This is a genomic window from Streptomyces sp. WAC 06738 (genome assembly GCF_003945505.1).
In the GTDB taxonomy this organism is placed as follows: Bacteria; Actinomycetota; Actinomycetes; order Streptomycetales; family Streptomycetaceae; genus Streptomyces.
Window position 1 is genome coordinate 3754862 of the sequence record NZ_CP029618.1, and the last position, 19382, is coordinate 3774243.

A 19382-nucleotide genomic window follows, 5' to 3' on the forward strand; every position below is an offset into this window, starting at 1 on the left:
CGAAACGGTGGGGATCTCGGAGAGTGATCACGCGACTTGAGGAGGGGGACGACATGGCACGTTCGCGCGCGCAGACCATCAGAGGCGCTGCGCAGGCTGTGAGGGAGGGGAACGACCCGAGGCAGCTCGCCCAGGACGAGCTGCGCCGCCGCGGCGTACTGCCGGAGGGGGAGCAGGGCCGCGAGGGCAGGGAAGGCGGCCGGGGCCGGCGCGCTGACGCGCCCCGGGAGGACGGGATGGACCCGGCCGACTTCCCCGCCGCCCGCGACCAGGGCGGAAGCCTCGACACCGTCATGACGCAGCAGTCCGTGCCGCTGGACGAGGCCGGGGAGGTGCTGAACCGCAGCGAGCTGAAGCGCGACGGGCTTGAGCAGGTGCACGCCATCTGCCCGATGGTGCTGCCGCGCGGGCGCTCGTTCCTCAGCATGCTGCCGGTGTCGCTGCTGCTCGTCGTCGGCGCCGCCGGCACCATCGCGGTGGCGGCCACCGGCGACGACGTCGTGACGAACCCGCTCTTCGGCGCCCACTACTGGGTGCTGGCGGTCTTCGCCGTCGGGTTCGTGTGGTGGCGGCAGGGAATGGTCATGGTGCCCGATGGGTGTCATGCCCTGATCACCAAGTTCGGCAAGCTGGAGCAGGTCGTCGGCCCCGGCCGGGTGATCCTGCTGAACCCATGGAAGCGGGTCTCGTACATCCTCAACACCACCCGCGAGTACCCCTTCAACGCGCCCGTGCGCGAGGCCCCGACGAAGGGCGGGGTGAAGGCGTCCATCGACCTCTTCATCCAGTTCCGGATCAGCGACCCGGTCGAGTTCGTCTACACCCTCGGCGCCGTGCGCGGCTTCGAGGAGAAGCTGAACAACGCCGTCAGCGAGACGATCCGCAGCCTCATCTACGAGCAGGAGGCCGCCGGCATCTACGACATGGTCGGCGAGGACACCACCCGGCTGCTCGACTCGCTGAACCACCAGTTCCGGCCCGCGGTCGAGCTGACCAACGCCAACATCACCCACGCCGAGCCCTCCGACCAGCCGTACCGCATGGACCTCGCGGCGCCGGAGATGGTGCGGATGGCCAAGGAGGCGTACACCCACGAGTATGCGCTCCAGCTCCGCAAGGAGCAGGACGAGGGCGACCTGAGCAAGGAGCTGGCGACCCGCGAGGAGGAGCTGTCCGCGATCCAGGCGGACATCGCCCAGTACCAGGCCCAGATGGACACCGCCGTCGAGCGCGAGACCAACCGCGCCGAGGCGCTGGCCCGGCAGCGGTACGTCCAGGCCGAGTCGGAGGCGCGGGCCAACGCCGCGCTGCTGGAGGCGCAGGCGCTCGACATCCGCGCGGTGACGACGGCCGAGGCGCCGGAGATCCTGGAGTACCGCTACCAGCAGCAGGTGCTCGACACCCTGGAGCAGGTCGCCGACCACCTGCCGCAGTTGCTCCGTATCGGCGGCCCCGCCGACGGCGCGAACGGCGGCGGCACGAACGGGGGCGGCGCGGGCGTCGACTTCCTGGCGCTCGCCCGGGAGCTGATCGGCGAGCACGGCGCGGACCTGTTCTCGGAGGCCGAGATGGCGGCCGTACGGGAGCGGCTGGCCGAGGTCGCGGCACGGATCGCCGAGCGGGAGCCGGAGATCCGGGCGCTGCGCGAGGCCGAGCGGCCGGCGCCGGTGCCGGCCCCGGCGGGCAGCGCCGAGGCGGAGCAGGAGCACGAGCCGCGGGCGGCGGGAGCCGGCGCCGGAGCAGCCGGCGAAGGCCACGGACACGAGAGCACGGGCTTCGGGCCCGCGCACCACGGGCACGAGGAGGCGGGGGCATGAGCACGGCGGCCATGAAGCGCAGGTCGGTCATCTCCGAACTCGTCGCGGCCTGGGGCGACATCCCCCAGCTCCTGCGCGGCGGCGAGGCCGGCACCCTGATCCCCGTCATCATCCCCCGCCACCGCCGCCGGCTGTGGTGGATGGTGCCGCTGTGGCTGGCGCTGCTGGCGCTCGCGACCGGCGTGATGGCCGGGGTGCAGAGCGGCAGCGAGGACGGCTGGAGCGCGAGCGCGTACGACGCGCTGGCGGCGGCCGCGTACGGCACCGGCGTCTTCCTGCTGGTCGTCGGCGTGCTGTGGTGGTGGCGCTCCTCGATCGTGAAGATCGAGCAGGGCACGAACGGCGTCCTCACCCGCTACGGCGCCATCTCCCGCACGCTGGGCCCCGGCCGGCACTTCGTCTGGCACCCCTGGTCGCGGGTGGACTTCGTCGTCGACACGGCCACGGAGATTCCGTACTCGGCGCCGGTCATGGCCTGCCCGACGCAGGAGAACGTGCCGCTGCGCTCGATCGAGTTCTTCCTGAAGTTCCGCATCAACGACGCGGTGCTCTTCGTCCGCACCATCGGCGCGGGCAACTTCGACCTGGTGCTCTCCAGCGCCGTGCAGGACGCGATCCGCCAGCGCGCCCGCCGGGTGCGCACGGAGCGGGCGTACGACCTGCGCGGCTCGGACGTCGCGGACATGCAGGACCTGCTCAACCGCCAGTTGGCCCGCTACGGCGTCCGCATCACCGGCGCCAACATCCCCGACGTCCAGCTCCCCGCGCAGTACCAGCAGCACCTCGCCACCCGCGAGCGGGTGGCGAAGGAGCGGACCGCGTACGAGCAGGAGTGGGGCCTGACCCGCAAGCGCCGCATCGACAACCTGCAGATGGACATCGAGCGGGCGAAGAAGGCGCGCGACGCGCGGTTCGTCGAGGTCAAGGCCGCGCTGAACCGGGCCCGCGAGGAGGTCGCCCGGCTGCTGGAGCAGCAGGAGACCGAGGCGCAGAAGGTCCGCTTCGAGATCGAGACCCGCGGGCGCAGCGGCCTCATCGCCGCCGAGAACGAGGCGAAGGCGCAGCGCCGGCTGGCGCAGGCGTACCGCGACAACCGCGCGGTGCTCCAGTACGAGCTGGCCAGGCGGCGACTGGAGGTGGGCGCGGTGCTCGCGGGCAGCGCACCGCGGCCGACGGTCATCCGCACGGACGGCGGCGGAGGCGGTGGCGCCGATGGATCCGCGCTCTCGACCCTCCTCACGGCGCAGTTGCTCCCCCGGCTGACGGCCGGCTCCCCGGCGGGCGGCCCCCCGCCGGCGGGCGGCCTGCTCCGGGCGGTGGCGGCCGACGGACACGGGGCCGGCGAGGAGTGAGCGGGGCCGTGCGGCGGGCGCGGGGGGCTCGCCGCACGGCTACCGTGGACGTATGACGACAAAACACGCACCCCCTCGGATACGGCGCGTCTACGACGACCCCGCCGGCGACGACGGCACGCGCGTCCTCGTCGACCGGATCTGGCCCCGCGGCATGACCAAGGAGAAGGCGCACGTCGACGAGTGGCTGAAGGCCATCGCGCCCTCGGACGAGCTGCGCCACTGGCTGCACGCGGACTTCGAGCGCTACCCGGACTTCGTGAAGCGCTATCGCAAGGAGCTGGCCGACCACGAGCGAGCGGAGGCGCTCGCGCATCTGCGCGCGCTGTACGAGCAGGGGCCGCTGACGCTGGTGACCAGTACGAAGGAAGTGCGGCGCAGCCACCTGACGGTGCTCGCGGAGGAGCTGGAGCGGGGCTGACCCGCTGCCGTACGCGTCACCCGTACGGCCCAGCGCCGGTGGCGGCCCCGCCGGGCCCGCTCACAGCCTGGAGCATGAGCACCGACCCGGCGCCGCAGCGCGGCCGCCCCGACAGGCCAGGCACCTCCCCCGGCCCCTCCCCCGACGCGGACACCGACGCCTCCGGCGAGGGCATACGTCCCGTCGGCGACCGCACCCGCCGCGTGGAAGAACCCCGCGCCGCGGCCACCGCCCCGGGGGAGCACGCCCCCCGGGAGCGCCGGCTCAGCGTCGTCGCGGGCGACGAGGACACCGGCCCGCCGCCCGGCGGCGGCGCGGCACGTACCGCCCACCACGACCGCGGCGCCATTCCCGAAGGACCCCTCGGCCTCCTCGCCAGAGGCGCCTGGCAGGCGGTGCTGCTCGCGGGCGTCGCCGCTCTCGTCCTCGGCGCCCTCACCCTCGCCTGGCCCGGCGAGACGCTCCGCGTCGTCGGCATCCTCTTCGGCCTGTACCTGCTGGTCATCGGCGTGATGCAGCTCGTCGCCGCGTTCGGTACGCACGCCTCCACCGGGCTGCGCGTGATGGCGTTCATCAGCGGCGCCCTGTGCATCCTGCTGGGCCTGCTCTGCTTCCGCAGCGCGCTGCAGTCCATCCTGCTGCTCGCCCTGTGGATCGGCATCGGCTGGCTCTTCCGCGGCATCACCCAGGCGGTGGCCGCCGGTTCCGACGAGGCGATGCCCGCGCGCGGCTGGCAGATCGGCCTCGGCGTGATCTCGGCGCTGGCCGGCATCGTGCTGATCGTGTCGCCGCTGACGTCGATCGCGATCCTCACCTACCTCGCCGGCGCCTGGCTGCTCGCCGTCGGCGTCATCGAGATCGCCACCGCGGTCCGCATCCGCCACCGCGCGAAGAAGCTCCCGGCCGGCGCCTGAGCGGGACGCCAGTCCGGGTCCGCGGCCCCCGGCGCGCAAGGCGCGCGCCGGGGGCCGCGTGTTGCCCGGCGGGGCCGCGACCGGCGCTGCCATGATGCTCGGATGAACGTCACCGTCCGTCTCGCGCAGCAGCCGGAGGCCGACGCGCTGCTCGGCCGCAGCCCGCTGGCCGTCCTGGTCGGCATGCTCCTCGACCAGCAGGTGCCCATGGAGTGGGCGTTCTCCGGCCCGTACACGATCGCCCGCCGCATGGGCGGCGACGACCTCGACGCCCACGCCATCGCCGCGCAGGACCCCGAGGCGTTCGCGGCGCTGCTCTCCGAGAAGCCGGCCGTGCACCGCTACCCCGGCTCGATGGCCAAGCGGATCCAGCAGCTCTGCGCGTACCTCGTGCACGAGTACGACGGCGACGCCGAAGCCCTCTGGCGCGACGCCGGCAGCGGCCGGGAGTTGCTGCGGCGGCTCCAGGCGCTGCCCGGGTACGGCAAGCAGAAGGCGCAGATCCTCACCGCGCTGCTGGGCAAGCAGTACGGCGTCACGCCCGACGGCTGGCGGGAGGCGGCGGGCGCGTACGGCGACGACGGCAGCCGCCGGTCGGTCGCGGACATCACCGGGCCGGAGACGCTGACGGAGGTACGGGCGTTCAAGCAGGAGGCGAAGGCGGCGGCCAAGGCGGCCGGGGCGCAGGGGAAGACGGGGCGGAAGGCGAAGAAGACCACCTGAACCGGGACGGGTTGGCCTCCGGCCCATTCCGCAATGCCGTTCGAGTCGCTAGGTTGCTCGCACTCCGTCCGCCTTGCGGACAGGAGACCCCACACGCCGGACAGGTTCGCCCACCCTTGACGTCGGAAGGACTCCTGTGTTCCCTCGAAGATTCACGGCTGCGCTGGGCGCGGCCGCCCTCGCCGTCCCCCTGCTCCTGGCCAGTTCGGCGCCCGCGGGCGCGGCACAGCCGGCGAAGGACGGCGCGAAGCTGGCCCGTGACCTGGTGCGCGCGTCCAGCGCTGCGGACGCGTACAAGCACCTCAAGGCGTTCCAGCGGATCGCGGACCGCAACGGCGGCCACCGCGCGGCCGGTTCGCCGGGGTACGAGGCGTCCGCCGCGTACGTCTACGACCAGCTCAGGCAGGCGGGCTACGACGTCGAGTACGACACCTTCGACTTCACCTACTCCGAGACGCTGAAGGACGAGTTCGCCGTCGTCTCGCCCGAGGCGCGGGACATCGAGATATTCGCGATGACCTTCTCGAAGTCGACCCCCGAGGGCGGCCTCGACGCGCCGCTGGCCGCCGTGCCCGTCGACGCCGACGGCACCTCGGGCTGCGAGCCGGGCGACTTCACGGGCGGCGACTACACGGGCAAGGTCGCGCTCGTCCAGCGCGGCGGCTGCAACTTCTCCGTCAAGCAGGCCCACGCCGCGGACGCGGGCGCCGTCGCCACCGTCATCTACAACAACACCGAGGGCGCCCTCAACGGCACCCTCGGCGACGCCGACGCGGTCAAGGTGCCCACCGGCGGCATCACCAAGGCCGAGGGCGAGGCCCTGACCACGCTGCTGACGCAGGGCGAGGTCACCGTCCACGTCGACATCCAGACGATCGTCGAGCCGCGCACGACGCGGAACGTCATCGCCGAGACCAAGGGCGGCGCCGAGGACCGCACCGTCATGCTCGGCGCGCACCTCGACTCGGTCGCCGAGGGCGCCGGCATCAACGACAACGCCTCGGGCTCCGCGGCGCTGCTGGAGGTCGCGAAGGAGCTGGCGAAGGCGGAGAAGAAGCCGCGCAACCAGGTGCGCTTCGCGTTCTGGTCGGCGGAGGAGCTGAGCCTCGTCGGCTCCACGGACTACGTGAGCCGGCTGACCCCGCGCCAGTTGCGGGACATCGAGCTGTACCTGAACTTCGACATGGTCGCCTCGCCGAACTACGGCCTCTTCGTCTACGACGGCGACGACTCCGACGGCGTCGGCGAGGGCCCGGGGCCGGAGGGCTCGGCGCAGTTGGAGCGGCAGATCACCGACTTCATGGACAGGAAGGGGATGCCGCACGAGGGCACCGACTTCACCGGCCGCTCCGACTACGGCCCCTTCATCGAGGTGGGCATCCCGTCCGGCGGCACGTTCACGGGCGCGGAGGGGACGAAGACCGAGGCGCAGGCCGTGAAGTTCGGCGGCACGGCGGGCAAGGCGTACGACCCGTGCTACCACGCGGCGTGCGACGACCTGGACAACATCAGCATGCCGGCGTTCGACGCGAACATCGACGTCATCGCCAACGCGGTCGGGACGTACGCGCACGACGTCAGCTCGCTGCGCGAGCCGGTGTCGTTCGTGCCCACCGAGGGCGACGAGGGCAGCGGCGGGGGGGCGCACGACGACCACGCGGAGCGGTGAGCGCGTGACGGCGTAGCACAGACGCGATAGCACAGACGCGAGGGGAGCCCGGGCCGCGAACGGCCCGGGCTCCTGTCGTTCCCCCGCCGTGCCGCCGCCTCGCTTCGGCCGTGCACCGCCGCGCTCCGCCTTGCTTCTTTCGGCTCCCGCTTGCCTCCGCCTTGCTTCGCACTTGCCGCTGACTTGTGGCTCCTGTGCATCACTGCTGCGCCCGGAGGCGCATCCCCGGTAGGCTTTCCGTGTGATCTTCAAGCGCATCGGAAACGGGAGGCCGTACCCCCACCACGGCCGGGAGTCCACCCGCCAGTGGGCTGATGTCGCGCCACGCCCGGTACGCCTCGACCAGTTGGTGACGACGAAGCAGCAACTGGACCTGGAGACCCTGCTCGCCGAGGACTCGACCTTCTACGGCGACCTCTTCGCCCACGTCGTGAAGTGGCGCGGCGACCTCTATCTGGAGGACGGACTGCACCGCGCGGTGCGGGCGGCGCTGCAGCAGCGCCAGGTGCTGCACGCGCGCGTCCTTGAGCTGGACTGACCAGTCTGTTGACCCTTTCGGGGGGACCCGCGTCCACCCCGTAGATCATCTAGTAGGCACGGTCCCTTCCGGCTACTACGCTGCCGCCATGAGCATGCTGACGCCCCCCGAGATGGGCGGGCCGTACCGCATCAAGGGCACCAAATATCCGCGTATGCGGCGAAGCCGCCGGCGCCGCAGAGTGCTCGCCCTGCTCGGTGCCGTGCTCGCGGTCGCGGTGGTCGGCTGGGGGACGCTCCAACTCGTCGACGCCTTCACGGGCGGCGGCGAGGACGAGGAGAAGGCGGCGCAGGCCCGTACGCCCGGAGACTGCGGAGCCGGGGACACCGGCGCGAAGTCCGGCGAGGGCAAGAGACCCGAGCGCGGTGCCGGCGGGAAGCCGGCCGAGCTGCCCGCCCCCGGCCGGGTCGAGGTCAACGTGCTGAACGCCACCGCCAGGACCGGCCTCGCGCAGAAGACCGCCGACGAGCTCAAGAAGCGCGGCTTCAAGATCGGCAAGGTGGACAACGCGCCCGCGGCGTACGACAAGAAGGTACGCGGCGAGGGCGTCCTGCTCGGCGCCCCGGGGACGGTGGACGGCGAACTGAAGGTGCTCGGCACGCAACTGGCGCAGGCGGAGCCGAAGGCGGTCGAGCGCGAGGGCGCGGTGGTCGACCTGATCATCGGCGACGAGTTCCGCGGGCTCACCGAGCCGGCGGAGGCGAAGGCGGCGCTGAAGGCGCTGGCGGCCCCGGCGAAGGCGAAGCCGGGGGCGTGCGACTGAGGGCGCCCGCGGCGGCGGGCCCCGCGGACCGGGCGGTCGCCGATCCGGCGGCTGCCGGCCCGGCGGCCCCCGGCCGGGCCCGCCGCTAGGCGGTCCCGTACATCCGGTCACCGGCGTCGCCCAGGCCCGGCACGATGTACCCCGCCTCGTTCAGCCGCTCGTCCATCGCCGCCGTGACCACCGTCACCGGCGCGCCCGCCAGCTCGTGCTCCACCGCGTCCGTCCCCTCCGGCGCCGCCAGCAGGCAGATCGCCGTGACGTCGTCCGCACCCCGCCGGATCAGCTCGCGGATCGACGCGACGAGGGTGCCGCCGGTGGCCAGCATCGGGTCCAGGACGTAGACCTGCCGGCCGGAGAGATCCTCCGGCAGCCGGTTCGCGTACGTGCTGGGCTGGAGGGTCTCCTCGTCGCGTATGAGCCCGAGGAAGCCCGCCTCCGCCGTCGGCAGCACCCGCATCATGCCGTCGAGCATGCCGAGCCCGGCGCGGAGGATCGGCACGATGAGCGGCTTGGGCCGGGCCAGCCGCACACCGGTGGTCTGCGCGACGGGGGTGCGCACGTCGACCTGTTCGGTGCGGACGTCGCGCGTCGCCTCGTACGCGAGGAGCGTGACGAGCTCGTCGGCCAGCCGCCGGAAGGTGGGAGAGTCCGTGCGCTCGTCGCGCAGCGTGGTGAGCTTGTGCGCCACCAGGGGGTGGTCGACCACGTGAATCCGCATGCTCCCGAATCTATCCGAGACCCCGCCGGGCACGGATACCCGTGGGGGCCGGGGGGTACGCGTGGAGAAACGGGCCGCGGTTCCTACACAACCGCCAACCGGGTGCAAGGTGGATATGTCCCCCGGCCCGCCCGGACGCTGGAGGTGCATGATGCCGGATCGTGATCTGCGCAGCGGTGATCCGCTGGCCGAGACCACCGACGACCGCGGCCGGCGCCGCGCCGCCTTCCTGCGCGACCTGCACGAAGCCGAGGCGCTGCGGGCGCGCGTCCAGCCGCGGCGCGCCCGGGCGGCGCGGCGTCGGCATGTCCACCGCATGCGCACCTTTCGCTGGTAGACGGCCGATGAGCGGCGGAACGGGGGCCGCGCGGCGGCCCAATTCACGACGCACAGCGGAAGACCCCGCAGACAGCGCAGGTTTCTGTCACGATTCCGGTGAGGGCGGGTCCCCCGCCCCTGGTCGGGGGGAGAGAGCAGGCAAGCTCGACCACCCGGCCCGGCACACCTAGGACCAGTGGGAGAGTCACGGTGTACTTCGCCGCACTGCTCGCGCGCACCGAAGACGGGTGGGAAGCGAGCGATACAGAGCTCGACGACGTGGAGACGCTGGACGACCTGGCCGACCTCGCCCGCGAGGCGACGGCCGACGACGACGAGACCGTGCTGGTGCTGCTCGAGCAGGAGGGCATCTGGTACGGCGTCATCCGTATAGACGGCGAGGACGACCCGCGTGTCTTCGTCTCGAACGCCGCGGGAGCCGCGCGCAGCGCGTACGGGGAGATCCTGCTCACCCCCGAGCTGCTCGGCCGGGAGCCCGAGGACGACAGCGCCCTGGACAGCCTCACGGACCTGGACGGCACCGAGGACGGCGAGCCGGACCCCGCCGGCGGCGCCGGCGCGGACGCCGGCGCCGACCCGGACGCGCCGCCCGGCACGCCGGCGGGCCCGGTGGGCGACACGGATCTGCTGGAGGACCTCGGGGTCTCGGAGAAGCAGTTGCTGGCGCTGCAGAGCGACGCGGTGAACGAGATCGCCGACATGCTCGGCGCGGCGGACGTCCTGGAGGCGGTCCGCTGACCGAGCCCGGCGGAGAAGGGGAGAGCGGCCCGTACGAGGAGCTGTGGGCACCGCCGATGCGCGCGGCCCTGGCGGAGGCGGAGCGCGCCCTGGAGACGGGTGACGTGCCGGTGGGCGCGGTGGTCGTGGGCCCGGTGGACGCGTCCGGGGACTCGTACGCCTCGCTGATCGAGGCACCTCCCACGGGCAGGATCCTGGCCCGCGCCCGGAACGAGAGGGAGGCGACGGGCGACCCCACCGCGCACGCGGAGATCCTGGCGCTGCGGGCGGCGGCGGCGGAGCTGGGCGGCTGGCGGCTGACGGGCTGCACGCTGGTCGTCACGCTGGAGCCGTGCACGATGTGCGCGGGCGCCGCGGTCCTCGCCCGCGTCGACCGGGTCGTCTACGCCGCCCGCGACCCCAAGACGGGCGCGGCGGGCTCCCTCTGGGACGTACTCCGCGACCGCCGCCTCAACCACCGCCCGGAGGTCATCCCCCACGTCCTGGCCCCACCCGCCACCGCCCTGCTCACCGCCTTCTTCCGCACCGCCCCGCCGCCGGACGGCCCGCGCCCGTAAGGATTTCTGCTCACGGCGGCGGGTGGGCTAAGCTGCGTGGCGGTAGCGTGTCCGAGCGGCCGAAGGAGCTCGCCTCGAAAGCGAGTGTGGGGGCAACTCCACCGTGGGTTCAAATCCCACCGCTACCGCTCGTGAAGTGCAGAAACAGCAATGGGCGGACCCGTCAGGGTCCGCCCATTGCGCTGCTGGGTCTCAGTTCGGGTCTCAGTCGGCATGGATGGCGACCACCAGCCCTTAGAGAGGCGGGCCTTCCAGGACCTGACGGACTGCGCCGATCAATGCTACCTCTGCACGTTCGTACTGCTGGATGAACTCATCGAGCCGCCGATGCAGCACCTGGAGGTCATCCTGGGTGTCGGCTCCTTCCCGCCGGAAATCTGTGGCCGACTCCAGCACCTCCACGATCGTCTCCGCAGGCTCCCGAACGCTCGTCGGACCGGCCAATGTGATCCGCGTTAGAAGTCGGCTGAGTTGCTTGGCATCCCCTGCTAGCTCCTCCTCCCGTTTCTCGACGGCGAGCCAGGCGGGTTCGGTGTCCTCATCCGGCTCCACCATGCTGCGTAGCTCGCGAATTAGGGACTCCATCCGCTCCGCCACAGTGATGAAGTCGAGGTAGATCTCCCTGCGCTCGTCTCGCAGCCTCAGTCCGTGATCTACGCGCCCTTGGTCTCGTGTCTGCCGCAGAGCTGCCACGTAGCCGAGGACGCCGGCGCCGAGCGTGCCCAGAATGCCGACCCCAGCGCCGAGTACAGCAGCAATGCCCTGATCCATGTGGGCATTTTGCCGCGACCCCGCAGCAACGCGCAGGGGGCGGTGGACGAGCCGGATCCGCTCCTCCACCGCCCTCCAGCGGTCACCCGGTTGGTACGAGCGCCCCGGCCAGCCCGTCGTCATCGTCGTCCGGGCCGTGGTCGGCCTCCCAGATGAGGCCGTCGACCTGAGCGGCAACGCTGTTCCGCACGGTGTCGACCATGTGCTGATACCGGGCTGCCATCGCCGTTGACGACCAGCCCATGAGCCCCATCACGGCGCGCTCAGGGACTCCGAGAATCAGCAGGACCGTCGCCGCCGTGTGCCGGGCATCGTGCAGACGGCCATCACGCACCTTCGCCCTGCGCAGCAGTTCCTTCCACTCGTCGTAGTCGGTGCGCGGAGGCGACCCCAGACCGGTCGGTGTCGCGAACAGCCATCCCTCGTCGTGCCAGGTATCCCCTGCCGCCACCCGCTCGGCATCCTGCCGGGCCTTGTGCTTGGCCAGCAGATCCACAAGCTGTGGAGGAAGGCCCACAGCACGCCGCCCGGCACGAGATTTCGTGTCGGCCGTCTCCGGGTTCGTACGCACGCGCCGCGGGCAGTAGACGGACTTCCGACCGCACGTGTCGCCGCACCCGTGCGCGTACCGCGGGCGCCGGCGGCTTCGGCGGACCATGAGCACGCCGCGGTTCAGATCGATGTCCGTCCACTTCAGTCCCAGCGCTACGCCCTGCCTGAGACCGAGCGCAAGCGCCACCGCCCAGCGCGCGGAGTTCCGGCCATCCTCTGCTGCCCGCAGCAGACGGCGGATCTCTTCTACTGTGAACGGCTCGACCTCCTCGTCTCGCAGACGGGGTGTCTTGGCCAGTCGCACGAAGGGCGGACCCGACAGGGTCCGCCCTTCGTGCGGCCGGGGGTCTCATTTCGCCGGTACGACCGCCCCGGCACGCGGCCGCCGGCCCACACTGCCCCGTGCGCGTGACCGGGCCGTTCTACGGCGGTCGGGGTCCGCCCCCATCGCGCTGCGGGAAGCGGCGGAAGAAACTGGCGTACGCCTCGTCGCCCTGCTGCTTGATCCGCTCGAAGTCCTCCCGGGTGTAGCCCGAGCGCCCGATCAGTCCCTTGTAGGCCCAGCCCGCCTGCTGTTCGAGCCGGGAGATCTCCGAGTAGAGGGGCATGTCCGGATCTTGGGAGTACGCCTTCAACTGGCGGCGTCGACGGTCGTCCTTCACGCCGTAGGCGCCCAGCAGGCGGGCGAGGCGCGCCCGGGCGTCGGCGAGGTGGGCCGTCACCTGATCGTTCGTACGCAGCGCTGCGGACCCGGTGTGGTCGTGATCCGGATCGATGATCGACAGCATGTTGTAGTAGTAGACCGACGCCCGGCCGGCACTGATGGCCTTCTGGCCGTCACCCAGGCGCTCCCACATCAACGCCTGGTTGTACGTGAGCGATCCCAGGACCTCCACGTGACGTCGCACGGTGGGTTCGGCCTTCAGCAGGCGAGTGGCCCATCTCCTGGCCTTCAGGCTCTCGGCCAGCGCCCGTCGGTGGTTCCCGCCGGCCATCAGGGCGTCAGCCGCCACGATGCCCGCCTGGACCTTCGCCCGCAGACGCTCTGACCGGGACACTGACCGGACCCTCCGCTCGCCAGATGAGGGGGATTCATGGGTGACGCGTTCCGGGCCGCGGCCTGACGACCCGGCGGGGCCAACGTACCCAGGTCCGGACAGACCGGCAAGCGGCCGGAGATCACGCGGGTGCGGGCGAAGTCCCGGTGCGGGGACCGCCGTTCGGCGGCTGCGGGGGGGGGCGGGGGAGTCGGGGGAGTCAATGCACCGCCCGCGGGGGTGAGTTCGCCCGGCTCCGGTCCCCGGGTCCGGCCGCGTCTCCGGTACGGCCCGCGCGTGGCGGGGGCGGCGCGCGGAGAGGGAGGCGGCCCCGGGGGGAACCGACCGCCTCCCCCCGCGGAGGGTGGGCCCTACGACCCGCCGCAGCGAGGGGGGAGTAGCCGCGGCGGACGCGCAGGGGGCCCGCCCCGAGCCCGCCGGGGGTCCTGCCGGACCCAGCGGGGCTCACCGTCCATGGTGCGCCGCCCACGGCCGCGGGCGGGGGACACAAAAGCCCCCTCTGACCGGGCCTTTAGTCCATAAAACCTGGGTACGGTGCCAAGCGCGGATAGAATCATGCGACGGCGCCTGGGGAGAGAGCGGGAAACGGGCGTGTGCCGCACAGGGGAGGCATCGGAGCTCGTGGACTACAAGAAGATAGCGCTGGGGCTCCTCGGGCTCTTCGCCATCTACTCGATCATCAGCTCCCCCTCGCAGGCGGCCGACCTCGTGCAGGTCGTCTTCGAGTGGATATCGGAGCTCGCCAAAGCCATCGGCGACGTGATGTCCGACCTGCTCGACGACGCCTCCTCCTCGGAGTGACGCGGGGCGCCGTCCGCCCGGGGCCACCGGCCCGCGGCGGCTGCCCGGCCGGGTGATCGCCGACCACGCGATCGGCCCCGTACGCCCGTACGGGAACAGCCCTCCTGCCTGGCCGAACGGCCCCCGGCCGCGGCGCGCGGCGGCGGCCAACTGGCCGCCAACACGGCAAATTACGGTGCTTGCACAGAGTGCGCATCTCTTGTGATGCTATGACCGCTTTTCCCGATTTAGCCGGGCTCGTCTGCGCTACGGGCCGCGGCGCCGGTCGTACGTCACGTGGTCGCGAAGGGGTGGTGGTGTGGTGCAGCCGTTGTCCGCTCGTACGGCCCCGCCGGTGCCCTGCCCTCCCGCCTCCAGCCCCGCCTCGCCCCCGCCCCCTGGCCCGGCCCCCGCCGCCACGACGCCGGCCACGGCCGCTCCCGGCCCCCCGGCCGCCCCCGCCGAGCCCGCGCCGGCGGCCGACCCCGATCCCGACCCCGGCGGCTCCGGCGAATCAGCCGAATCAGCCGGATCCGGCGACCCCGAAGCCCCCCGCAAACCCGACTCCCGCACCCTCACCCGCGCGCTCTTCGCCGAGCTCACCGCGCTCGAACCCGGCACCCCCGAGCACACCCGCGTCCGCACCGCGCTGATCGAGGCCAATCTCCCCCTCGTGCGCTACGCCGCCGCCCGCTTCCGCAGCCGCAACGAGCCCATGGAGGACGTCCTCCAGGTCGGCACCATCGGCCTCATCCACGCCATCGACCGCTTCGACCCGGCCCGCGGCGTGCAGTTCCCGACCTTCGCCATGCCCACCGTGATCGGCGAGATCAAACGTTACTTCAGGGACAACGTGCGCACCGTCCACGTCCCCCGCCGGCTGCACGAGCTGTGGGCCCAGGTCAGCGGCGCCACCGAGGACCTGACCGTACGGCACGGCCGCGCGCCCACCACCGCCGAGATCGCCGCCCATCTGAAGATCGGCGAGGAGGAGGTGCGGGCCTGCCGCGAGGCCGGCCGCTCGTACTACGCCACCTCCCTTGAGGCCGCCCAGGAGGGCGACGGCATGCCGGGCCTGCTGGACCGGCTCGGGTACGAGGACCCGGCGCTGGCCGGCGTCGAGCACCGCGACCTCGTACGCCACCTCCTCGTCCAACTGCCGGAGCGCGAACAGCGCATCCTCATGCTGCGCTACTACCGCAACATGACCCAGTCGCAGATCAGCGCCGAGCTCGGGCTCTCCCAGATGCACGTGTCCCGGCTCCTGTCGCGCAGCTTCGCACGACTGCGATCCGCAAACAGGATCGATTCCTAACCGGATCGGGTAGGACTCTTCGAGGTCATCCCTGACGCACAGGCTCCGTATCTGCGCGTATATGTCGACTTGGCGCTACAGCGCGTTGCCGACTTGTGACATTCTGCTGGAACGGTGTTTGGCATGCCCCGGCACCCGGTAAGTCAGTCGGAGGCTGCTTCTCTCGGCGGTCCGGCGGGAGTCCACGTTCCCGCCGGGGCAAGGGGAGGGGCGGCCTGGAACCGTCCGCGACCTCAAGGGGGTGGCATGTCCGCAGAACTGGGCAGCTCGCAGATGCTCACCGAAGTCGCGCCTCTCGGCGCACAAGCGGCTTTCCCCGACGCCCGGGCCGCCACGGCCCAGGGCCCGGACCGTACTCTGAACCCGTCCTTGGCCCCGTCCCTGGGCCCGTCGCCCGACCCGGCCGCCGCCGGCCACGCCCCGGCGCCACCGGCACCGCCACCACCCCTCGGGGCCGCGGCACCGCAGAATCCGCCCGACGCCGCCGCCCCGGCCATCCCGGCCCCCGCCGCCCCCGCGGACGACGCCGCCCCCGTCGAGGCCGATGCCGCCCCGTCCGGCAGCATCGACACCCGTACGCTCTCCCGCGCCCTCTTCCTCCGCCTCGCCGAGTTGCCCCCCGGGGACAGCCCCGAGCGGTCCTACGTGCGCGACACCCTGATCGAGCTGAACCTGCCGCTCGTGCGCTACGCCGCGGCCCGCTTCCGCAGCCGTAACGAGCCCATGGAGGACATCGTCCAGGTCGGCACGATCGGCCTGATCAAGGCGATCGACAGGTTCGACTGCCGGCGCGGCACCGAGTTCCCGACCTTCGCCATGCCCACGGTCATCGGCGAGATCAAGCGCTACTTCCGGGACACGAGCTGGTCCGTGCGCGTCCCGCGCCGGCTCCAGGAGCTGCGCCTGGCGCTCACCAAGGCGAGCGACGACCTCGCGCAGCAGCTCGACCGCTCGCCGACCGTGCCGGAGCTCGCCCAGTACCTCGGGGTGTCCGACGAGGACGTGGTCGACGGCCTCGCCGTGGGCAACGCGTACACGGCCAGCTCCCTCGACTCCCCGGCCCCGGAGGAGGACGGCGGCGAGGGCTCGCTCGCGGACCGTCTCGGGTACGAGGACTCGGCGCTGGAGGGCGTGGAGTACCGCGAGTCGCTGAAGCCGCTGCTGGCTCAACTCCCGGCGCGGGAGCGGCGGATCATCATGCTGCGGTTCTTCGGGAACATGACGCAGTCCCAGATCGGCGACGAGGTGGGCATCTCGCAGATGCACGTGTCGCGGCTGCTGACGCGGACGCTCGCGCAGCTCCGGGCAGGGCTGATCGCGGACTGACGACGGGGCCGGCGCGGGGCCGGCCCCAGCTCGTACGCCGTACGCCCGGATCCCGTAGACGGCGCGTGAAGCCGCGTCTGCGGAGCGAAGCCCGACGCAAGCAGGAACGACGGAGGCGCGCGACGCGGACTCCGTAAGGGGGAGCGCGAACTCGGCGCCCGGGACCCCTGATCCAGACCCCAGGACCCCGGATTCAGACCCTCGTCCCCCGGCTCACCCGACCGCGAGCCAGACCACTCCCGCCAGCACCGCCACCGCGACGACGATCCCGATGATCATCCCCACCCGCGGCCCCGAACTCGCCGACGCGGCCGCCGGCTGCTGCGGTCCCCGCGCCTGCGGGCCGCCGCCCTCGTCCACGAAGGCGCGGAACATCTGGGTGCTCCCGGCCGGGTCGTAGTTGGGATCGGGCTGTTGACCTTGCGGATTGTGAGCCATGGGGCAGGACACTAGCGAACGCCCCGGACGCCTGTCAGCGGGGGGAAGCCCTCCTTCCGCTCGCCCCCGCCGGCCCCGACCCGACTTCGATTGCCTTCGGCAACCATTCGTCATACTGTTGCTTAGTGCAACAAACTAAAGTCGAATCTCCCGGCATGACCCACCGGCAGATACTGGAGGCCCTCTCCGGCCTGCTGCTCGGCATGTTCGTGGCCATCCTCTCCTCGACCATCGTCAGCAACGCCCTGCCCCGGATCATCGCGGACCTCGACGGCACGCAGAGCGCGTACAGCTGGGTCGTCACCGCCGCCCTGCTCGCGATGACCGCCTCCACGCCCCTCTGGGGCAAGCTCGCCGACCTCGCGAGCAAGAAGCTCCTGGTCCAGTCGGCCCTCGTGATCTACGTCGCCGGCTCGGTCGTCGCCGGCCTCAGCCAGAGCACGGGCATGCTCATCGCCTGCCGCGTCGTCCAGGGCATCGGCGTCGGCGGCCTCAGCGCGCTCGCGCAGATCATCCTCGCCGCGATGATCTCCCCGCGCGAACGCGGCCGCTACAGCGGCTACCTCGGCGCCACCTTCGCCGTCGCCACCGTCGGCGGCCCGATCCTCGGCGGCGTGATCACCGACACCAGCTGGCTCGGCTGGCGCTGGTGCTTCTACATCGGCATCCCGTTCGCGATCCTCGCGCTCGTCGTACTCCAGAAGACCCTGCGGCTGCCCGTCGTACGCCGGAAGGTGTCGATCGACTGGCGCGGCGCGATGCTGATGAGCGCGTCCGTCTCGCTGCTGCTGATCTGGGTCACGCTGGCGGGCGAGTCGTACGCGTGGCTGTCCTGGCAGACGTTCGCGATGACCGGCGGCGCGGTCGCGCTGGGGCTGGCGTTCCTGTGGGTCGAGACCCGGGTGCCGGAGCCGGTCCTTCCGCTACGCCTCTTCCGCAACCGCACCCTCACCCTCGCCTCGCTCGCCTCCCTCTTCGTCGGCATCGCGATGTTCGGCGCGACGGTCTTCCTCAGCCAGTACTTCCAGCTCGCGCGCGGCGAGAGCCCGACGACGTCGGGCCTGCTGACCATCCCCATGATCATGGGGATCTTCCTCTCGTCGACGATCTCGGGGTGGGTCATCACCCGTACCGGCCGCTGGAAGGTCTGGCTCGTCGCCGGCGGGCTGCTGCTCACCTCGGGGCTCAGCCTGCTGGGCACCATGCGCTACGACACCCCGTACTGGCACATCGCGCTCTACATGGCCGCGCTCGGCACGGGCATCGGCATGATGATGCAGAACCTGGTGCTCTGCACCCAGAACCAGGTCGACCCCGCCGACCTCGGCGCCGCCAGCTCGGCGGTCGCGTTCTTCCGCTCCCTCGGCGGCGCGGTCGGCGTCTCCGCCCTCGGCGCGATCCTCGGCGGCCGCATCTCCGGCTACATGCGCGACGGCCTCCACGACCTCGGCATCCCGCCGGCCCGCGCCGCGGGCGAGGCGGGCGGCGACGGCTCGGCGATCCCGAACCTCGCGGAGCTGCCGGTGCCGGTGCGGACGGTGGTGGAGAGCTCGTACGGGCACGGGCTGGCGGACATCTTCCTCTACGCGGCGCCGGCGGCGCTGCTGGCGTTCGTGATGGTGGCGTGCATCAAGGAGGTCGCGCTGCGGACGCGCAGCGGCCTGCAGCAGACGGCGACGGCGGAGCGGCGGGTCAAGGAACTCACGCGGGGGTGATGGTCGGCCGCACCTGCTCGGCGACGCGGTCGCGCATGGCGGCCATGCCGGCGAGGACGCACTCGAGGGCGAAGGCGAAGTCGCGGTCACGCTGCTCGTGCCCGGGGAGGACGGGGAGGTCGGGGGCTTCGGGCGCTTCGGGGGCTTCGGGGGCCGGGTGGTCCGGCACCGGAGAGCGCGCGGCGGGCGGCCGCACGCACTCGGGCTGCTCCCGCAGGGCCCGTACGAACGCGCCGTAGTCCTCGCCCAGCTCCGCCAGGCGCCCGCCCACGCCCCCGAATCCGTACGAGAACGGAAAGAGCAGCGACAGCCCGCCCGTCAGGCACTCCTCCGGCAACCCGGCCCGCCGCATCGCGCGCTGCGCGGCGGCGACGCAGGCCATGGCGTGCGGCCCGACGTTCAGATACTCCCCGGCGAGCCGGGAGACCCAGGGGTGGGCGACGAGGATGCGCCGGTGCTCGTGCGCGAGCTGCCGGAGCTGCGCGGCCCAGTCGCCGCCGTCCTCGGCGGGGAGGTCCATCTCGGCGTAGGCGCGGTCGAGGGCCAGCTCCAGGAGCTCGTCCTTGGTGTCGACGTACCAGTAGACGGACATGGCCGTGACGCCCAGCTCGGCGGCGAGCCGGCGCATCGACAGCCGCCCCAGCCCCTCGGCGTCGAGCAACCGCACGGTGGCCGCGACGATCTTCCCCAGATCCAGCCCGGCCTCCCCCGCGACAGGCGGGTACCCCCTGCGCCGCACCTTCGCCCGCCCGGTGAGCCAGATGCTCACGCGGGCGCCGCGGACCTTCCGGCGGACGGACGCCATCGTGCGCCTCCCAGCGTGCTGTCTCATCGTGACCACTGGCCTACGAACCGAAACGGCCCGTACACCGATGCTA

Annotated in this window: 20 protein-coding genes, 1 tRNA gene and 1 pseudogene; 16 read left to right on the plus strand and 6 right to left on the minus strand. The window is 72.3% G+C overall.

Annotated elements, in window-relative coordinates:
* The first annotated feature begins 53 nt into the window (after window positions 1-53).
* The 8 genes from DMB38_RS16175 to DMB38_RS16210 all read left to right on the plus strand — a co-directional run bounded on the left by DMB38_RS16175 (window position 54) and on the right by DMB38_RS16210 (window position 8197).
* The gene (locus tag DMB38_RS16175; protein WP_125935789.1) at window positions 54-1817 is read left to right on the plus strand and encodes an SPFH domain-containing protein; all 1764 of its coding nucleotides are present in this window, start codon (window positions 54-56) and stop codon (window positions 1815-1817) included.
* Window positions 1814-3169, plus strand: a complete 1356-nt coding sequence (locus DMB38_RS16180; protein WP_125935790.1) for an SPFH domain-containing protein — start codon at window positions 1814-1816, stop codon at window positions 3167-3169. The genes DMB38_RS16175 and DMB38_RS16180 overlap by 4 nt, the downstream gene beginning before the upstream one ends.
* Window positions 3170-3221: 52 nt before the next feature.
* Complete coding sequence (locus tag DMB38_RS16185) at window positions 3222-3590, plus strand: DUF488 family protein (RefSeq protein WP_125935791.1); 369 nt, start codon at window positions 3222-3224, stop codon at window positions 3588-3590.
* Between the two features lie 74 nt (window positions 3591-3664).
* Window positions 3665-4504 (plus strand): HdeD family acid-resistance protein, encoded by an 840-nt coding sequence (locus tag DMB38_RS16190; protein ID WP_125935792.1) that lies wholly within the window; start codon window positions 3665-3667, stop codon window positions 4502-4504.
* A 102-nt stretch (window positions 4505-4606) separates the two neighbouring features.
* The gene (locus DMB38_RS16195) at window positions 4607-5227 is read left to right on the plus strand and encodes an HhH-GPD-type base excision DNA repair protein (RefSeq protein ID WP_125935793.1); all 621 of its coding nucleotides are present in this window, start codon (window positions 4607-4609) and stop codon (window positions 5225-5227) included.
* 136 nt (window positions 5228-5363) lie between these two features.
* Window positions 5364-6896 carry a M28 family metallopeptidase gene (locus DMB38_RS16200; protein ID WP_125935794.1) on the plus strand — a complete coding sequence of 511 codons (1533 nt, stop codon included), beginning with the start codon at window positions 5364-5366 and terminating at the stop codon, window positions 6894-6896.
* A gap of 241 nt (window positions 6897-7137) precedes the next feature.
* The gene (locus DMB38_RS16205) at window positions 7138-7434 is read left to right on the plus strand and encodes a type II toxin-antitoxin system VapB family antitoxin (RefSeq protein ID WP_018836497.1); all 297 of its coding nucleotides are present in this window, start codon (window positions 7138-7140) and stop codon (window positions 7432-7434) included.
* A gap of 94 nt (window positions 7435-7528) precedes the next feature.
* On the plus strand, window positions 7529-8197 hold the full coding sequence (locus DMB38_RS16210) for a LytR C-terminal domain-containing protein (RefSeq protein ID WP_125939076.1): 669 nt from the start codon (window positions 7529-7531) through the stop codon (window positions 8195-8197).
* An 85-nt stretch (window positions 8198-8282) separates the two neighbouring features.
* Here the strand turns inward: DMB38_RS16210 and upp are convergent, their stop codons facing one another.
* Window positions 8283-8915, minus strand: a complete 633-nt coding sequence (gene upp / locus DMB38_RS16215; protein WP_047016662.1) for a uracil phosphoribosyltransferase — start codon at window positions 8913-8915, stop codon at window positions 8283-8285.
* A gap of 151 nt (window positions 8916-9066) precedes the next feature.
* Between upp and DMB38_RS16220 the strand changes: the two genes are divergently transcribed.
* The 4 genes from DMB38_RS16220 to DMB38_RS16235 all read left to right on the plus strand — a co-directional run bounded on the left by DMB38_RS16220 (window position 9067) and on the right by DMB38_RS16235 (window position 10677).
* On the plus strand, window positions 9067-9252 hold the full coding sequence (locus DMB38_RS16220) for a hypothetical protein (protein ID WP_125939077.1): 186 nt from the start codon (window positions 9067-9069) through the stop codon (window positions 9250-9252).
* Window positions 9253-9443: 191 nt separating this feature from the next.
* Window positions 9444-9992 (plus strand): hypothetical protein, encoded by a 549-nt coding sequence (locus DMB38_RS16225; protein WP_125935795.1) that lies wholly within the window; start codon window positions 9444-9446, stop codon window positions 9990-9992.
* Window positions 9993-10048: 56 nt separating this feature from the next.
* Complete coding sequence (locus DMB38_RS16230; protein ID WP_125935796.1) at window positions 10049-10549, plus strand: nucleoside deaminase; 501 nt, start codon at window positions 10049-10051, stop codon at window positions 10547-10549.
* Between the two features lie 41 nt (window positions 10550-10590).
* Window positions 10591-10677, plus strand: a tRNA-Ser gene (locus DMB38_RS16235).
* Window positions 10678-10783: 106 nt separating this feature from the next.
* Here DMB38_RS16235 and DMB38_RS16240 read toward each other — a convergent pair.
* The 3 genes and pseudogenes from DMB38_RS16240 to DMB38_RS16250 form a co-directional block, all read right to left on the minus strand.
* Window positions 10784-11320 (minus strand): hypothetical protein, encoded by a 537-nt coding sequence (locus tag DMB38_RS16240; protein WP_125935797.1) that lies wholly within the window; start codon window positions 11318-11320, stop codon window positions 10784-10786.
* 82 nt (window positions 11321-11402) lie between these two features.
* Window positions 11403-12176 (minus strand): annotated as a pseudogene (locus DMB38_RS16245) (site-specific integrase); the annotation flags it as partial.
* A 118-nt stretch (window positions 12177-12294) separates the two neighbouring features.
* Window positions 12295-12885, minus strand: coding sequence for a hypothetical protein (locus DMB38_RS16250; protein WP_125935798.1), 591 nt, complete (start codon window positions 12883-12885; stop codon window positions 12295-12297).
* A 666-nt stretch (window positions 12886-13551) separates the two neighbouring features.
* On the opposite strand from DMB38_RS16250, the gene DMB38_RS16255 reads away from it, so the two are divergent.
* From DMB38_RS16255 to DMB38_RS16265, 3 genes are all read left to right on the plus strand, one after another.
* Window positions 13552-13731 (plus strand): hypothetical protein, encoded by a 180-nt coding sequence (locus DMB38_RS16255; RefSeq protein ID WP_047016665.1) that lies wholly within the window; start codon window positions 13552-13554, stop codon window positions 13729-13731.
* 298 nt (window positions 13732-14029) lie between these two features.
* On the plus strand, window positions 14030-15025 hold the full coding sequence (locus DMB38_RS16260) for an RNA polymerase sigma factor SigF (protein WP_125935799.1): 996 nt from the start codon (window positions 14030-14032) through the stop codon (window positions 15023-15025).
* 246 nt (window positions 15026-15271) lie between these two features.
* On the plus strand, window positions 15272-16351 hold the full coding sequence (locus DMB38_RS16265; RefSeq protein ID WP_240662302.1) for an RNA polymerase sigma factor SigF: 1080 nt from the start codon (window positions 15272-15274) through the stop codon (window positions 16349-16351).
* Window positions 16352-16564: 213 nt separating this feature from the next.
* Here the strand turns inward: DMB38_RS16265 and DMB38_RS16270 are convergent, their stop codons facing one another.
* Window positions 16565-16789, minus strand: coding sequence for a hypothetical protein (locus DMB38_RS16270; protein WP_125935800.1), 225 nt, complete (start codon window positions 16787-16789; stop codon window positions 16565-16567).
* 155 nt (window positions 16790-16944) lie between these two features.
* Between DMB38_RS16270 and DMB38_RS16275 the strand changes: the two genes are divergently transcribed.
* Complete coding sequence (locus DMB38_RS16275; RefSeq protein WP_125935801.1) at window positions 16945-18504, plus strand: MDR family MFS transporter; 1560 nt, start codon at window positions 16945-16947, stop codon at window positions 18502-18504.
* Here DMB38_RS16275 and DMB38_RS16280 read toward each other — a convergent pair.
* Entirely contained in the window at window positions 18491-19309 is an 819-nt protein-coding gene (locus tag DMB38_RS16280; protein ID WP_125935802.1) for a TetR/AcrR family transcriptional regulator, read from the minus strand. The two genes, DMB38_RS16275 and DMB38_RS16280, sit on opposite strands and share 14 nt — an antisense overlap.
* Between the last annotated feature and the right edge of the window lie 73 nt (window positions 19310-19382).

Excerpts from the sequence above, each read along its gene's own strand:
- DMB38_RS16270 (WP_125935800.1), bottom strand. The coding sequence starts at position 16,789 with ATGGCTCACAATCCGCAAGGTCAACAGCCCGATCCCAACTACGACCCG.
- DMB38_RS16185 (WP_125935791.1), top strand. The coding sequence starts at position 3,222 with ATGACGACAAAACACGCACCCCCTCGGATACGGCGCGTCTACGACGAC.
- upp (WP_047016662.1), bottom strand. The coding sequence starts at position 8,915 with ATGCGGATTCACGTGGTCGACCACCCCCTGGTGGCGCACAAGCTCACC.
- DMB38_RS16175 (WP_125935789.1), top strand. The coding sequence starts at position 54 with ATGGCACGTTCGCGCGCGCAGACCATCAGAGGCGCTGCGCAGGCTGTG.
- DMB38_RS16210 (WP_125939076.1), top strand. The coding sequence starts at position 7,529 with ATGCTGACGCCCCCCGAGATGGGCGGGCCGTACCGCATCAAGGGCACC.
- DMB38_RS16190 (WP_125935792.1), top strand. The coding sequence starts at position 3,665 with ATGAGCACCGACCCGGCGCCGCAGCGCGGCCGCCCCGACAGGCCAGGC.
- DMB38_RS16230 (WP_125935796.1), top strand. The coding sequence starts at position 10,049 with ATGCGCGCGGCCCTGGCGGAGGCGGAGCGCGCCCTGGAGACGGGTGAC.
- DMB38_RS16195 (WP_125935793.1), top strand. The coding sequence starts at position 4,607 with ATGAACGTCACCGTCCGTCTCGCGCAGCAGCCGGAGGCCGACGCGCTG.
- DMB38_RS16265 (WP_240662302.1), top strand. The coding sequence starts at position 15,272 with ATGTCCGCAGAACTGGGCAGCTCGCAGATGCTCACCGAAGTCGCGCCT.
- DMB38_RS16220 (WP_125939077.1), top strand. The coding sequence starts at position 9,067 with ATGCCGGATCGTGATCTGCGCAGCGGTGATCCGCTGGCCGAGACCACC.
- DMB38_RS16275 (WP_125935801.1), top strand. The coding sequence starts at position 16,945 with ATGACCCACCGGCAGATACTGGAGGCCCTCTCCGGCCTGCTGCTCGGC.
- DMB38_RS16280 (WP_125935802.1), bottom strand. The coding sequence starts at position 19,309 with ATGGCGTCCGTCCGCCGGAAGGTCCGCGGCGCCCGCGTGAGCATCTGG.
- DMB38_RS16240 (WP_125935797.1), bottom strand. The coding sequence starts at position 11,320 with ATGGATCAGGGCATTGCTGCTGTACTCGGCGCTGGGGTCGGCATTCTG.
- DMB38_RS16180 (WP_125935790.1), top strand. The coding sequence starts at position 1,814 with ATGAGCACGGCGGCCATGAAGCGCAGGTCGGTCATCTCCGAACTCGTC.